This window comes from Paraburkholderia heleia NBRC 101817 (genome assembly GCF_000739775.1).
In the GTDB taxonomy this organism is placed as follows: Bacteria; Pseudomonadota; Gammaproteobacteria; order Burkholderiales; family Burkholderiaceae; genus Paraburkholderia; species Paraburkholderia heleia.
Genome location: NZ_BBJH01000006.1, coordinates 186092 through 200233 on the forward strand (window position 1 = coordinate 186092; position 14142 = coordinate 200233).

Sequence of the window (14142 nt, forward strand, 5' to 3'; positions counted from 1 at the left end):
ATGCGGGCGCTCGCAGCATGGTTTTACTGGTCGCCCGAATCCGGTCGAAACAGGTCGAAGCCGGCAAACACGATCACGCCGCTGAGCGCCATCAACGGCACCGAATGGCGCCCAAGAAAAAGGACCACGGCCGCAAGCCAGGTTGAAATACAGAAAGCGCCGATGCGCCGCATGATGCCAACTCCCTACTCTTTAATGCCCTTCTGAAGCGTTGCCGCGCGATTCAAGCCTGACATCACCTCAACGTCGCGCGCGCCGTGCGCAGGCGCGACACCGTATCCGCGAACGCCTCGCCGCCGAGCGTGCGCTTCAGGCGGCTCGCGGCGTTGAGCGCCTCGCGAATCGCCATGGCCTGTGCCGTTGGCACGATCGCCACTTCGCGACCATCGCACACGTCTGCCCAATGATAATTCAAGCGCACAGCAGCAAAAATAGAACGATCGGACGAATCCCCGTCGCATCGGCTATGATTCGAAGACCGCCGCAATCGTCTGGCCGCCGTACATGACACTCACGGAGACATCGATGCAAATGCGCTGTTACTGCATTATCCATCACGGCAAGCCGCTCGAGCGGGTCGAGCGCGACGTGCCCGAGCCCAGGGGCACCGAGGTGTTGCTGCGCGTGAAGGCAGCGGGCCTGTGCCATTCCGATCTGCACATCTGGGAGGGCTATTACGATCTGGGCGGCGGCAAGAAGCTCTCGCTCGCCGACCGCGGCATCAAGCTGCCGCTCACGCCGAGCCACGAAATCTGCGGCGAGGTCGCGGCGCTCGGCCCCGACGCGCAAGGCGCGCCGGAAGCGCTGGCGGCGGGCACGTCGGCAGTCGTGCATCCGTGGATCGGCTGCGGCGAATGCGCGGCCTGCCGGCGCGGCGAAGAGAACATCTGCGCGAAACCGCAGTCGCTCGGCGTGCTGCGCGACGGCGGCTTTGCGGATTTCGTGATCGTGCCGCATCCGCGCTATCTCGTGGACCTCGCCGGCCTCGACCCCGTGAAGGCCGCGCCGCTCGCCTGCGCGGGCGTGACGACGTATTCGGCCGTGAAGAAGTTCGGCGCGCGCATCCACGAAGGTCCCGTGGTCGTGATCGGCGCGGGCGGCCTCGGCATGATGGCGCTCGAAGTGCTCAAGGCGATGGGCGCACAAGGCGCGATTGTCGTGGACGTGGACCCCGTCAAGCGCGAAGCCGCGCTTGCGGCGGGCGCGCTCGCGGCCATCGACGCGCGCGCGGACGACGCCGTGCAGCAGATCATCGCGGCAACGGGCGGCGGGGCACGCGCGGTGCTCGACCTCGTGGGCGCAACGCCCACCGTCAAGCTCGCGCTCGACGCCTGCGCGCGCGGCGGCCACGTGGTGATCGTCGGGCTGATGGGCGGCGACCTCACGCTCTCGCTGCCCATCATCCCGATGCGGCCGCTGAAGATCGAGGGCAGCTATGTGGGTACGCTGCCCGAGCTGCGCGAACTCGTGACGCTGATGCGCGAAGGCAAGATGCATCCCTCGCCCGTCTCCACGCGGCCGCTCGCGGAAATCAACGAGGCCTTCGAAGCGCTCGTGCAAGGCAAGGTGGTCGGGCGGCAGGTGCTGGTGCCCTGATGCGTTTCGTCGGGCGCGGCCTTGTTTGGCCGCGCGCGACGGCAAATCGTTCGGAATTCGAATCAATTGGGGAGATCGGCTCACGGCGACGATCCCCGATTCGATACACGCAGGCGCCCGGAACGCCCTCTTACGGTCTCCCCCGGCGCTCGCCCCATCGGAAAGCCATCTGCAAGCTTTTCCGGGCGGGAAGCGCTGATCGTCCGAATAAGCGCACCGGATGCGCTCAATTCGCGCCGTTGCCCGAGCACGAGCTGTCGTAATCTCGACACTGCCTCAGTGTCCGTGTCGCCCACGCGCCGCGCCCCGACTCTTACGATTGTCACCGTGACCATTTCAACGCCCCTCGCGCCCGCCCCCGACGACCTCCTGCGCGAAGCCAATGCGCACTGCGAAGCACACCGCTTCGCCGACGCGCTCGCCTTGCTCGAACCGCATGTGGGCGGCCAACCCGGGGCGACGGACGAAGCCGCGCTCGCGCCGGCGCTCAATCTCGCGGCCTTGAGCGCGATGGGCACGGGCGACGCGGCGCGCGCCCAGGCGTTGTGGCAGCGCTGCCTCGCGGCAAAGCCCGACTTCGCGCAGGCATACAGCGGTCTCGCTGCACTCTTTGCGGCGCTCGGCGTCCTCGGCGAGGCCCAGGCGCTCTATGAACGGCTGCTGAGCCTCACGCCCGCCGACGCCGACGCCCGCAGCAACCTGGGGGTCGTCCTGCAGCGCCAGGCACGCCACGCCGAGGCGGAAGCGGCCTTTCGCGCCGTCCTCGCGCACCACCCGGCCCACGCCGACGCCCACTACAACCTCGGCCTCCTGCTGCAGGGACAAGGCCGCCACGCAGAAGCCGAAAACGCATTTCGCGCCGCCATCGCTGCGAATGCGCGCCACGCAAAGGCATACAACGCGCTGGGCACAGTGCTGCGGGACAAGGCGCGCGGCGACGAGGCCGCCGAGGCCTATCGCCAGGCCCTGCTGATCCATCCGCAGTACCCGGAGGCGCTCAACAATCTCGCCACGCTGCTCAAGGCGTCCGGCAAGCTCGCCGAAGCCGAACTCGCGGTGCGCCTCGCACTGCAGATCCGCCCCGGTTTCGTCGATGCACTGAACAACCTCGGTTGCGTGCTCACCGACCTCAAGCGCGTGCCCGAGGCGGAAGCGGCTTTTCGCCAGACGCTCGCACTCGCGCCGAAGCACGCCGAAGCGCAGTACAACCTCGGCGTGGCGCTACATACGCTCGAGCGGCTGCCCGAGGCCGAGGCGGCGTATCGCGAGACGCTGCGCCGGCTGCCGGGCCGCGTCGAGGCGTATAACAATCTCGCCTGCGTGCTGATGGCGCTCGGGCGCCGTGCCGAAGCGCTCGAGGTGCTGCACGAAGCCATCGCCGTGCGGCCCGATTTCGCCGAGGCGCACTTCAATATCGCGAGCCTGCACAAGGAATTCGGCCGGCTCGACGAAGCGGAGGCCGGCTACCGCCGCGCGCTCGACGCGAACCCGGAATACGGCGACGCGAAATTCCGTCTCGCCACGCTGCTCATCAGCATGGGCCGCTTCGAAGAAGGCTTCGCGCGCTATGAGTGCCGCTATACCATGCCCGGCTTCGTGCATCACGCGACGCAGCGTCTGCTGCAATGTCCCGCCTGGCAAGGCGAGCCGCTCGCCGGCAAAACGCTGCTGCTGTGGCAGGAAGACGGCCTCGGCGACATGCTGCAATTCGGGCGCTACGCGCGCGTGCTCAAGGCGCAGGGCGCGGCGCACGTCGCGTTCGCCTGCCAGCCGCCCTTGCAGCGGCTCTTTCGCGGCGTGCAAGGCATCGACGCCGTGCTCGACCATGAAGCCGGCGCGGCGGCAGCCGGCCAGTTCGACTACTGGATAAGCCCGATCAGCGTGCCCCACCGTCTGGGCACGACGGTCGAGACGATCCCCGCGCCGCTCGTCCATACGCCCGAGCCCGCGCTCGTCGAGCACTGGGGCGCGCGCCTCGCCACGCTCGCGCCGGGCCCGCGCATCGGCATCGTCTGGAAGGGCAACCCGAAGCATTTCAACGACGCCCACCGCTCGCTGCCCTCGCTTGCCGCACTCGCTCCGCTATGGAACCTGCCGGGCGTGCAGTTCGTGAGCCTGCAGAAAGGTCAGGGAGAAGACGAGGCGCAGCATCCGCCCGCGAGCCTGCCGCTGCTGCACCTCGGCACCGAAGTGCGCGATTTCGTCGATACCGCGGCGATCATCGCGCAGCTCGATCTCGTGGTTTGCGTGGATACCTCCACGGCGCATCTGGCGGCGTCGCTCGGCAAGCCGTGCTGGGTGCTGCTGCCGCAGTACGACCTCGACTGGCGCTGGATGCACGAGCGCGAAGATTCGCCGTGGTATCCGGGCACGATGCGCCTGTTCCGCCAGCGCACGAACGAAGCGTGGAGCGCCGTCGTGGAGCGCGTGCGCGCGGCGTGCGCGCAGCGCTTCGGCATTTGAAATTGCGGGAGTGAGAGAAGCGCCCGTGCGCCTCAATCCCAGATGTTGCGGAACGCCACGGCGACGATCACCGGCACGCACATCACGAGCGGAATGGCGAAGTATGGAATCTCCAGATCGACGACCCACTTGTAGACGATCCAGCCGATACCCAGCGCGAGCGTGAGCACGCCCACGAGCGCCGTGAGGGTGTTCAACAGCCACTTGGGCGGCGGCTTGCGCGCGGGTTTATGCTCGGGTGACGGGTTCATGGCGGCAATGGCGGAAAACGAAGACGTCTCGATCCGGACTTCGGATGTTGCGTATTTTACCCCGCTGCACGCCTTCAGCCTAAGCGCGGCGCAGCCGCGCCTTTACCTCCCGGGTAATCGATTCCCCGCCCGGCGCGCCCTATTCTCGCAAGCGTCGTCCCCTTTCACGCTCACGAGACCCGCCATGACCGCTTATGCCATTGCCCATCTGCGCGACGTCGAACCTTGCCCCGCCATCGTCGAATATCTGGAGAAGATCGACGCCACGCTCGCCCCTTACGGCGGCCGCTTCATCATTCACGGCGGACGCGTGGAACGGCTCGAGGGCAAGTTTTCCGGCGACCTCATCGTGATCGAATTCGCGAGCCGCGAGATCGCGCGCGCGTGGTATCGGTCAAGCGCCTATCAGGCGATCCTGCCGCTGCGGGCGGAGCACTCGCGCGGCGAAGTGTTCCTGATCGATCAAGTCGAGATGCCGCATCGCGCGACCGACGTGCTGCGTCCCGCTCACGAAAACGGCACCGCAAAGTGAAAGCCTTTCGTTAGCCGCCAGCCCGCGGCGAATGATTTTCGCGCACCACGTTTGCAAAGAAAATTCATCGCTCGCAAACGTTTTCTCGCATTTCACAATTCTTTCTTCATCGACGGCGAAACTGTGCGCGCCCCATCCTCACAGAACGGATGCGCACATGAGAATACGCCTTCACAACCGCGTGCCGACGACCCTGTCGACCGCGGCGATCGTTGTACTCGCAACCATCATGCTCGATGCATGCGGCCCCGGCTACGGCTCGTCGGCGGCTTCGTCGACGCCGGATACAGCGGAAAGCCAGAGCGCCGCGACGCCATCGCTATCTCCATCGCCATTGGCGAACAGCGCGCGCATCACGCCGCTGCCGACGCCCGGCACGAACACGTCGGCCAACGCCTCGACAGACACCTCGACGAACCCGGGCGCCATCCCCGCTTACGGCGCGAACGCGGCAACCGCCGCGAACACCGCGGGCGACCCCGTGCAAGGCGCACAGGCCAGCCTCGCCGCCGACAGCGACCAGGTCACGCCCGTCTTGAGCTACGCGCCTGGCGACAGCACGCAGACCCAGGCCAGCAACGGCAACGATTCCAGCAGTCCCGCAACATCCAGCCATTGAAGCATTGCACCTGCGTGCCCAGGCGCCACTGCGTCGGGGCACGACACTCCAACCCCAAGCAGAAAGGTGAGCAACAATGACGTCAAACAGCCGTCGCCGTTTCCTGCAGACCGTCGCGCAATCGGGCGCCGCCGCAGCAGCAATGACCGTTCTTCCCGAGTCGATCCGCAATGCGCTGGCCATTCCGGCCAATTCGCGCACGGGCACGATCCGCGATGTCGAGCACATCGTCGTGTTCATGCAGGAGAACCGTTCGTTCGACCACTACCTGGGCCATATGCGCGGCGTGCGCGGCTATAACGACCGCCTGCCCATTGCGCTGCCGGGCGGCCTGCCGGTGTGGTATCAGCCGTCGAAGGAAGACGCCACGAAGCCCGTGCTGCCGTTCCACCTCGACACGTTCAAGACGAGCGCGCAATGCGTGGGCGACCTCGACCACTCGTGGTACGCGACGCACTACGCGATCAACAATGGTCTGTACAACCAGTGGCCGCAGTACAAGACCGACATGACGATGGGCTATTACCTGCGCGCGGACATTCCGTTCCACTACGCGCTGGCCGACGCCTTCACGGTGTGCGACAACTACTTCTGCTCGCTGCCTGGCCCGACGCACCCGAACCGCTCGTATCTCATGACCGGCATGGTCGATCCGACCGGCACGATGGGCGGCCCGCTGCTCGACAACAACGACTTCGTGGACGGCGACGTGCCGCCCACGTATCAGCTGCTTTCGTGGACGACCTACCCCGAGCGCCTGCAGGCGGCGGGCATCTCCTGGCAGATCTACCAGCAGGGCACGAACGGCAACGACCCGCTGAACGGCAACTACGGCACGAACATCCTGCAGAACTTCGCGAACTTCATCAACGCGCAGCCGGGATCGGCGCTCTACCAGCGCGCGCAAACCGCACGGACCATCGCCGACCTGAAAAACGACGTACTCCAGAACAATTTGCCGCAGGTCTCGTGGCTTTTGCCGCCGGCGGCGTTCTCGGAGCACCCGAAGTACACGCCGGCCTATGGCGCCGAATACACCTCGCAGATCATCGAAGCGCTGACTTCGAACCCCGACGTGTGGAGCAAGACCGTGCTCTTGATCATGTATGACGAGAACGACGGCTTCTTCGACCATATCGTGCCGCCGCAGCCGCCCACGACGCCGACGCAGGGCAAGTCGACGGTGAGCGTGGACGGCGAGATCCACAACGTGGTCAACCCGCTGCGCGGCGGCAAGTACACCGCCGACGGCCTGCCCTATGGCCTCGGACCGCGCGTGCCGATGACGGTCGTCTCGCCGTGGACCAAGGGCGGCTTCGTCTGCTCGCAGGTGTTCGACCACACTTCGGTGATCCGCTTCATCGAGGCGCGTTTCGGCGTGCAGGAGCCCAACATCACGGCGTGGCGCCGCGCCGTGTGCGGCGACCTCACGACGTGCTTCGACTTCCGCACGCCCGACGCCACGATGCCCACGCTGCCCGACACGAGCAACTACATGGCGCTCGCCGACAACCAGTGCTCGGCCAACTCGGCGCCCACGGTGCCGGCCACGCCGCTGCCGATCGACGCTCAGGAGCCGGGCGTGCGCTACGCGCGCGCGCTGCCCTACGAGCTTCATGTGAACGCGAAGGCCGAAGCGCGGAACAACACGCTTTCGATCACGTTCGCGAACAAGGGCCGCCAGGGCGCGCACTTCTACGTGTACGGCACGAACCGCAGCGACGGCCCGTGGCGCTATACGGTCGAAGCGGGCAAGGCGCTCGACGACACGTGGGACCTGAGCGTGACGAACGGCGTCTACGCGTTCGAGGTGCATGGCCCGAACGGCTTCGTGCGCCGCTTTGCGGGCACCGCCGCGCAATCGGGTCCGGGCAAGTCCGGCCGCGCGCCGGCGCCCGCCGTGACGGCGCACTACGACGTGGCCAACGGCAACCTCTTCCTCAGGTTCTCGAACGCGGGCAGCAGCGTCGCGCACCTGAACGTGACCGACAACGCCTATGGCGCGCACGAGCGCAACGTGGTCGTGCCGGCCGGCGCGCAAATCGACGAAGTCTGGGTCCTCGCTTCGAGCCATCACTGGTACGACCTCACGGTCACGAGCCGCGACGACGCGGCGTTCGCCTGGCGTTTCGCCGGACACATCGAGAACGGCCGGCCGAGCATCAGCGATCCCGCAGCCGTTGCGCCGGTCACGAAGCTGGGCTGAGTCCGACGCAGGACACGGTCTTACGATTGCTTTTCCGTTTCCTTGTTTGCGGCGCCTTCGGGCGCCGCTTTTTTTTGCCTGTCCGTCCGGGCCTTGCGGGTGGCCGACCCGCCCGAAACACATAAAAGTGCGGCAAGCGCGAGGAATTGCGCGTCAAGACACAGCGATTTCACGAACTTACGGGTGGTTTCATCTTTTTGTTGTAGATGCGAATCATTTGCATTACTATTTCTCACGCTTTCAAGGCGGTTACGCAGCAAGACCGCCTTTTCGCCGCATTTGCCGCGCTCAATTCATCAGAAGAACATGCACAATTCTGCCGCCGCCCGCCGCTCTCGCCTCGACACCCATCGCTTACGTTCATGCGCCGCGCCTGCTCGCCGTGCGCAACTCAGTGCCGCGCTTCTGGTAAGTGCCGGCGTCACGCTCAGCACGCTGTGCGCATCCAGCTGGGCGCAAGAGCAAGACAGTGCCCAGGCCGAAGCGCAGGACAGCACCCAAACCGGCAGCACCCAGGCGCTGCCGACCGTCAAGGTCAGCGCCGCGCGCGACAGCCAGGCGGCCTCGCCCGATCGCGTGAGCGCGGGCGCGCTCGGCAACCGCAGGCAGGTGGACACACCGTTCTCGACCAACGTGGTGACGACGGAGGAAGGCAAGGATCGTCTCGCTTCCACGGCCAACGACCTCTTCAGGTACGACCCGGCCGTGACCGATGTCGGCAACAACATGACCGGGGAAAACTCGGCGTTGAGCATTCGCGGCCTGGCGGTCGACATGCTCAACGGCGTGAAGGTGGACGGCCAGAACTTCCCCTCGTGGGACACCGAGCTTGCGCTCGAACCGTTCGAACAGGTCGAGATGCTCAAGGGGCTTTCGGGCTTCATGTACGGTTTCGGCAACCCGGGCGGCATCGTCAATTACGTGCTCAAGCGCCCGACCGACGACCCGTACCGCAGCTTCTCGATCGGCTATCAGTCGGCGGGCGTGCTCAGCCAGAAGATCGACCTGGGCGGCCGCTTCGGTCCGGATAAACAGTTCGGCTATCGCCTGAATCTCGTGAACGAAGACGGCAACACCGCCGAAGCGAATGGTCACGTGCGCCGCCAGGTGGCGTCGCTTGCGCTCGACTATCGCATCGCGCCGGACCTCACATGGACGCTCGACGCCTTCTACCAGAAGCGCAAGACCACCGGCACGCTGTTCGGCCTCTACTTCGGCCCCGACGAGAACGGCAATCCACTCGGCATTCCCGACGCGAGCAAGGTCACGCGCCAGCTCACGCAGCCGCAAAACTGGTACGAAACGGAGATCGCCTCGTTCGGCACCGGGCTCGACTATCGCTTCTCGGAAAACTGGCACGCGACGATCAAATACCGCTTCGCCAAGGAAAATCGCTACAACTCGGACAGCCTGCTCTCCGTGTTCAACACGCAAGGCGATTACACCAACACGCTTTATGCCGCGTTGACGCGCTACTTCTATCAGAACGTCGACGCCAACGTGCAGGGCAAGTTCAATACGGGCCCGTTCAAGCACGATGTGGTGGCGGGCGCGAGCTATCAGAGCCAGCAAAACGAATACGACAACAGCGAAGGCTGGAACAGCGGCTATTTTCTCGGCATCGGCAACCTCTACGGCAGCACGCTGCTCACGAACGACGCGGTGCACATCGGCGAAAACCTGTACCGCCACGAGATCACCACGCAAACGGCGCTCTACGCGAGCGACACCGTGCAATTGACTTCACGCCTGTCCGCGCTGCTCGGTCTGCGCTATACGCAGTTCCGCGACACCACCTACAACCCCGATCAGTCGCAGGCGGCGAGCTATCGCGCGAACCCGGTCACGCCGACCGCCGCGCTCATGTTCAGGATCGATCCGGATTCGACGCTCTACGCGAGCTATGTCGAAAGCCTGCAGCAAGGCGGCGCGGCGAGCAACACGAACGTCAACTATCCGCAGACCTACGGCCCGCTCAGGAGCAGGCAGTACGAAGTGGGCTTCAAGGCCGACCATCGCAACTGGGGCGCGAACCTCGCGCTGTTCCGCGTCGATCAGGGCTACGAGTATACGAATACGGCCAACGTCTTCGTGCAGAGCGGCACGAAGCGCTACGACGGCGTGGACGCGAGCGGCTGGCTGCAACTCGCCAGCGACTGGCGCGTGCTGGGCGGCGTGATGTGGCTGGACGCGAAGGCCGTGGACGTGGACGACCCGGGCGTGGAAGGCAAGCGCGTGTACGCCACGCCGCGCTTCACACTCACGGGCCGCGTGGAATACAACCCGTCGTACCTGCGTGCGCTCACGGTCGCATTCGGCGGCAAGTATGTCGGCAATATGGCCGTCGATGCGGCGAACACGCAGTTCGTCTCCGCCTATACGACGTGGGACCTGAGCGCGAAATACGAAACCCAGGTGGCCGGCAAGGACGTCACGCTGCGCGCGGGCGTGAACAACCTGTTCAATCGCCGCTACTGGACTGCGGCGTGGGGCTATTACGTGATGCCGTCCGCCACGCGCACCTTCGTTGCCAACGCAACGCTCGAATTTTGACAGGCTGACGCGCTGCTTCTCATAGTGTGGGTTAAAAAGGGCCAATGTCTCCGGACGCTGGCCCTTTCCTTTTGCACGCCCTGCAGCCTCGGCGAACCGGTGGCACAATGGGCGCTCCGCATTTTCCGGCGCCCGCCTGCGCGCATTGCCGTGCGCGCGGCGGGAGCCTGTCGTTGAACCGTTGACAAGGATCGTCCCATCATGAGTTCCAGCGTGAAGCCCTATCCCGACACCCAGATCTACATCGACGGCGCATGGCGCGCCGGCGCGAAGACGATTGCTGTGATCGACCCCGCGACCGAAGCGGAAATCGGCCGCCTGAGCCTCGCCGGCGAACAGGACCTTTCGGATGCGGCCAGCGCCGCCGAGCGCGCCTTCCGCGAATGGCGCAAGGTCTCGCCGCTCGAGCGCAGCAAGCTCATGCGCCGCGCCGCGCAACTGCTGCGCGAGCGCGCAGACGACATCGCCGCGATCATGACGCGCGAGCAGGGCAAGCCGTTCGGCGAAGCGAAGCTCGAAACGCTCGCGGGCGGCGACACGATCGACTGGTTCGCGGAAGAAGGCCGCCGCACCTATGGCCGCGTGATTCCCTCGCGTTCGGACGCCGTTCGCCAGATCGTCACGCGCGAGCCGGTGGGCCCGGTCGCCGCGTTCACGCCCTGGAACTTCCCGCTCAACCAGGCCGTGCGCAAGGTGTCGGCCGCGCTCGCCTCGGGCTGTACCGTCGTGCTCAAGGGACCGGAAGAAACGCCGGCCAGCTGCGCCGAACTCGTGAAGGTGTTCGTCGACGCGGGTCTGCCCGCCGGCGTGCTGAACCTCGTATTCGGCGTGCCGGCGGAAGTCTCGTCGTACCTGATCGCGCATCCGGCCATCCGCAAGATCTCGTTCACGGGCTCGACGCCGGTAGGCAAGCTGCTCGCCTCGAAGGCCGGCGAGCACATGAAGCGCGCCACGATGGAACTGGGCGGCCACGCCCCCGCCATCGTGTTCGCCGACGCCGACGTGCCGCGCGCCGCGAAGCTGCTCGCGAGCGCGAAGTTCCGCAATGCGGGCCAGGTCTGCATCTCGCCCACGCGCTTCATGGTGGAAGACGCCGCCTACGACGAGTTCGTCGAGCACTTCGTCGCGACGACGCGCGCGATCAAGGTGGGCAACGGTCTCGAAGACGGCGTGCAGATGGGCCCGCTCGCGAACGACCGCCGCCTCGCTGCAATGGAACGCCTCGTGGCCGACGCGCGCGAACAGGGCGCCAAGGTGCTCACGGGCGGCGAGCGCGTGGGCCGCGAAGGCTACTTCTTCGCGCCGACCGTGCTCACCGACGTGCCGCGTTCCGCGCGCATCATGAACGAAGAGCCGTTCGGCCCGATCGCGCCGATCTCGCGTTTCTCGACCTACCAGGACGCAATCGTCGAAGCGAACCGTCTGCCGTACGGGCTTGCCGCGTATGCCTACACGCGTTCGAGCGCGACTTCGGCCGCGCTCTCGGACGACGTGGAAACCGGCATGCTGTCGATCAACCATCACGGCCTCGCCCTGCCGGAAACGCCGTTCGGCGGCGTGAAGGATTCGGGTTACGGCTCGGAAGGCGGCAGCGAAGCGATGGAAGCCTATCTCGTCACGAAGTTCGTGACCGAGCACCGTTGATCGCTTTACGCTAAAAACGCGCGCGCTTCTGCGGCTTACGGTTCGGGAAGCGCGCGCGGATATTGCGGCAAGCCGTCCGCGAGCTGCACCCAGGCCAGCTTTTGCGAGGTCCAGGTGTGATTGTCGGGCGGCGCGTCATCGGGACGATCGAGCGTGCCCGTCGCTACGTCGATCTCGCCCGCGAAGGCCGCGTGCCGGTAGGTGAGCGGCGTGCCGCAATCGGCGCAGAACGCGCGCTCGACACCCGGACTCGACGCTCGCGTTTTCGTTGCGCCCGCAACGAGCCGGAACGCACCCCACGGCACGCTGATCCAGCCGACGAACGGCGCGCCCGATGCACGCCGGCAATCCACGCAATGGCACACCGTGCTGCCAACCGGCGCAGCCGAAATCTGGTAGCGGACCTTGCCGCATAAACAGCCGCCAGTCAGCATCGCTCCCTCCTTCGCACATCGAGCTTGTTTGAGGCTTTCAGCGCTGAAAACGCGCGCGCCCTGGCATCGTGGCACGATTTCGCTTCGAACCGGGAATAAAACGCCGTGACGCATTGTTGACGCCAGTAACGACCCTCGGGCCATCGACAGGATCCATCATGCACACACTCGCACATATTTCGCTTGCGTTGCAGCGCGCGCGCACGGGAGCGCGCCCGTGAAGCGCGCCTCGATCTGCGTGCCATGCCGGCTCGCAGCCATTGCGGCCGTGGTGGGTTGCGCTGGCGCGGCATTTGCATGGACGGCCGGCTGGCTTACGCCGCACCGCCTCACCGCGCCGCATATCGTCAATACGTTCGAGTCGAACTACGGCATTCATGCGGGCTATCGGCGCAATCACGCCAAGGGGCTCTGCGTGGAAGGCTGGTTCGAAAGCAACGGCAATGGCGCGCAGGTCTCGCGGGCGGCGGTGTTCGCACCGGGCCGCACGCCCGTGATCGGACGCTTTGCGATTCCCGGCAGCAATCCTGCCGCGCCGGACGCGAGCACGCCCGTACGCAGCATGGCACTGCTCTTCCAGCTCCAGGACGGCGAGCAATGGCGTACCGGCATGAATTCCGTCCCGATCTTCGTCGTTCGCACGCCGAAGCAGTTCTATAGCCAACTGGTCGCCTCGAAACCGGACCCGGCGACGGGCAAGCCCGACCCCGCGAAGCTCGACGCCTTCTTCAAGGCAAACCCGGAAACGCTGCCGTTCCGCCAGTGGCTGAAGGCGCACCCGCCCTCCTCCAGTTTCGCGAATACGGCGTTCTACAGCGTCAACGCCTTCATCGCGACCGATGCCGCCGGCAACCAGCATGCCGTGCGCTGGCAGACCGTGCCCGAAGTGGCTTATGCGCCGCAAACGCCGGCAGAAATAGCCGACCCGAACTTCCTCGCCGACGACTTCTTCACGCGTTTCGCCGGGGGACCGCTACGCTGGCATCTGGTGCTCACGGTCGCCGCACCCGGCGACCCCACGAACGACGCCACGCAGTCATGGCCCGCCGACCGCCAGCAGATCGACGCCGGCACGCTGGTCTTGCAGCGCGCCGAGCCGCAAGCCAACGGCATGTGCCGCGACGTGAACTACGATCCGACCATCCTGCCCGACGGCCTGAAGCCTTCCGACGATCCCTTGCTCGCCGCCCGGTCGGCAGCGTATGCCGTTTCGTTCAACCGACGCACGCGCGAGGAAGCCAACCCCTCGCCAACGCATGGAGGCACGCAGCCATGAAGCAACCGGGCCAACACTTCAGCGCGCTGCAGCGCGTTCTGCACTGGTCGATGGCAGTCCTGATCGTTACGATGCTGTTCGTCGGCGTGGGGATGGTCGCAACCGTTTCGAGGCTGCATGACACGCTGCTCGCGTTCCACCGGCCGCTCGGCATCGCGCTGCTCGCGCTCGTGCTGCTGCGCGTAGCCGTGCGGCTCGCGCGCGGCGCGCCGCCCTTGCCGGCCGATCTGCCCATCTGGCAGCGACTTGGCGCGCACGCCTCGCATCTCGTGCTCTATGCGTTGATGATCGCGATGCCGCTGATCGGCTGGTCGATGCTGTCCGCGGGCGGCTATCCGATCGTGATGTTCGGCGGCGTGCACCTGCCGCCCATCGCGCCGCACGACGTCACGCTATACGCATGGCTGCGCGCCGCGCATACGTGGCTGGCCATGGCGCTCTACGCGACGGTCCTGCTGCATCTGGGCGCCGCGCTCTTTCACGCGCTCATTCGCCGCGACGGCGTGCTCGCCAGCATGGCGCGCGGCGAGGCACGCGGTTGACGCGAGGTTGCCGGGCGTTCCTGCGC

At 66.1% G+C, this 14142-nt stretch carries 14 protein-coding genes; 9 read left to right on the top strand and 5 right to left on the bottom strand.

Going from position 1 to position 14142, the window contains the following annotated elements:
* Positions 1-23: 23 nt before the first annotated feature.
* On the bottom strand, positions 24-173 hold the full coding sequence (locus tag BHE01S_RS38360) for a hypothetical protein (protein ID WP_042261797.1): 150 nt from the start codon (positions 171-173) through the stop codon (positions 24-26).
* 62 nt (positions 174-235) lie between these two features.
* On the bottom strand, positions 236-367 hold the full coding sequence (locus BHE01S_RS39505) for a hypothetical protein (protein WP_280523813.1): 132 nt from the start codon (positions 365-367) through the stop codon (positions 236-238).
* A 164-nt stretch (positions 368-531) separates the two neighbouring features.
* Between BHE01S_RS39505 and BHE01S_RS06505 the strand changes: the two genes are divergently transcribed.
* On the top strand, positions 532-1596 hold the full coding sequence (locus tag BHE01S_RS06505) for an alcohol dehydrogenase (protein WP_042262126.1): 1065 nt from the start codon (positions 532-534) through the stop codon (positions 1594-1596).
* A gap of 327 nt (positions 1597-1923) precedes the next feature.
* Positions 1924-4059: a tetratricopeptide repeat protein gene (locus BHE01S_RS06510; RefSeq protein ID WP_042262128.1), complete on the top strand. Its 2136-nt coding sequence runs from the start codon at positions 1924-1926 to the stop codon at positions 4057-4059.
* Positions 4060-4091: 32 nt separating this feature from the next.
* Here the strand turns inward: BHE01S_RS06510 and BHE01S_RS06515 are convergent, their stop codons facing one another.
* A complete protein-coding gene (locus BHE01S_RS06515; RefSeq protein ID WP_042261799.1) occupies positions 4092-4310 on the bottom strand; it encodes a hypothetical protein in 219 nt (72 codons plus the stop codon).
* Between the two features lie 184 nt (positions 4311-4494).
* Here BHE01S_RS06515 and BHE01S_RS06520 point away from each other — a divergent pair, with 184 nt between their 5' ends.
* The 3 genes from BHE01S_RS06520 to BHE01S_RS06530 all read left to right on the top strand — a co-directional run bounded on the left by BHE01S_RS06520 (position 4495) and on the right by BHE01S_RS06530 (position 7667).
* The gene (locus BHE01S_RS06520) at positions 4495-4842 is read left to right on the top strand and encodes a DUF1330 domain-containing protein (RefSeq protein WP_042261802.1); all 348 of its coding nucleotides are present in this window, start codon (positions 4495-4497) and stop codon (positions 4840-4842) included.
* Between the two features lie 157 nt (positions 4843-4999).
* Positions 5000-5461: a hypothetical protein gene (locus BHE01S_RS06525; RefSeq protein ID WP_042262129.1), complete on the top strand. Its 462-nt coding sequence runs from the start codon at positions 5000-5002 to the stop codon at positions 5459-5461.
* Positions 5462-5537: 76 nt separating this feature from the next.
* Positions 5538-7667 (top strand): phosphocholine-specific phospholipase C, encoded by a 2130-nt coding sequence (locus BHE01S_RS06530; protein WP_042261805.1) that lies wholly within the window; start codon positions 5538-5540, stop codon positions 7665-7667.
* 20 nt (positions 7668-7687) lie between these two features.
* Here BHE01S_RS06530 and BHE01S_RS37635 read toward each other — a convergent pair whose 3' ends face one another.
* Positions 7688-7927, bottom strand: coding sequence for a hypothetical protein (locus BHE01S_RS37635; RefSeq protein ID WP_157025168.1), 240 nt, complete (start codon positions 7925-7927; stop codon positions 7688-7690).
* A gap of 46 nt (positions 7928-7973) precedes the next feature.
* Between BHE01S_RS37635 and BHE01S_RS06535 the strand changes: the two genes are divergently transcribed.
* Positions 7974-10220: a TonB-dependent siderophore receptor gene (locus tag BHE01S_RS06535; protein ID WP_084068614.1), complete on the top strand. Its 2247-nt coding sequence runs from the start codon at positions 7974-7976 to the stop codon at positions 10218-10220.
* A gap of 201 nt (positions 10221-10421) precedes the next feature.
* Positions 10422-11864 (top strand): NAD-dependent succinate-semialdehyde dehydrogenase, encoded by a 1443-nt coding sequence (locus BHE01S_RS06540; RefSeq protein WP_042261807.1) that lies wholly within the window; start codon positions 10422-10424, stop codon positions 11862-11864.
* A 35-nt stretch (positions 11865-11899) separates the two neighbouring features.
* Here BHE01S_RS06540 and BHE01S_RS06545 read toward each other — a convergent pair whose 3' ends face one another.
* On the bottom strand, positions 11900-12298 hold the full coding sequence (locus BHE01S_RS06545) for a GFA family protein (protein WP_042261809.1): 399 nt from the start codon (positions 12296-12298) through the stop codon (positions 11900-11902).
* Positions 12299-12515: 217 nt separating this feature from the next.
* Here BHE01S_RS06545 and BHE01S_RS06550 point away from each other — a divergent pair, with 217 nt between their 5' ends.
* Both BHE01S_RS06550 and BHE01S_RS06555 read left to right on the top strand, forming a co-directional pair.
* Positions 12516-13574, top strand: coding sequence for a catalase family peroxidase (locus BHE01S_RS06550; protein ID WP_042261811.1), 1059 nt, complete (start codon positions 12516-12518; stop codon positions 13572-13574).
* Positions 13571-14116 (top strand): cytochrome b, encoded by a 546-nt coding sequence (locus BHE01S_RS06555; protein WP_042261812.1) that lies wholly within the window; start codon positions 13571-13573, stop codon positions 14114-14116. The genes BHE01S_RS06550 and BHE01S_RS06555 overlap by 4 nt, the downstream gene beginning before the upstream one ends.
* Positions 14117-14142: the final 26 nt, after the last annotated feature.

What these genes read in the sequence shown, in the direction of transcription:
- BHE01S_RS38360 (WP_042261797.1), bottom strand. Translation starts at nt 173, where the DNA reads ATGCGGCGCATCGGCGCTTTCTGTATTTCAACCTGGCTTGCGGCCGTG.
- BHE01S_RS06505 (WP_042262126.1), top strand. Translation starts at nt 532, where the DNA reads ATGCGCTGTTACTGCATTATCCATCACGGCAAGCCGCTCGAGCGGGTC.
- BHE01S_RS06515 (WP_042261799.1), bottom strand. Translation starts at nt 4,310, where the DNA reads ATGAACCCGTCACCCGAGCATAAACCCGCGCGCAAGCCGCCGCCCAAG.
- BHE01S_RS06520 (WP_042261802.1), top strand. Translation starts at nt 4,495, where the DNA reads ATGACCGCTTATGCCATTGCCCATCTGCGCGACGTCGAACCTTGCCCC.
- BHE01S_RS06525 (WP_042262129.1), top strand. Translation starts at nt 5,000, where the DNA reads ATGAGAATACGCCTTCACAACCGCGTGCCGACGACCCTGTCGACCGCG.
- BHE01S_RS06530 (WP_042261805.1), top strand. Translation starts at nt 5,538, where the DNA reads ATGACGTCAAACAGCCGTCGCCGTTTCCTGCAGACCGTCGCGCAATCG.
- BHE01S_RS06535 (WP_084068614.1), top strand. Translation starts at nt 7,974, where the DNA reads ATGCACAATTCTGCCGCCGCCCGCCGCTCTCGCCTCGACACCCATCGC.
- BHE01S_RS06540 (WP_042261807.1), top strand. Translation starts at nt 10,422, where the DNA reads ATGAGTTCCAGCGTGAAGCCCTATCCCGACACCCAGATCTACATCGAC.
- BHE01S_RS06545 (WP_042261809.1), bottom strand. Translation starts at nt 12,298, where the DNA reads ATGCTGACTGGCGGCTGTTTATGCGGCAAGGTCCGCTACCAGATTTCG.
- BHE01S_RS06555 (WP_042261812.1), top strand. Translation starts at nt 13,571, where the DNA reads ATGAAGCAACCGGGCCAACACTTCAGCGCGCTGCAGCGCGTTCTGCAC.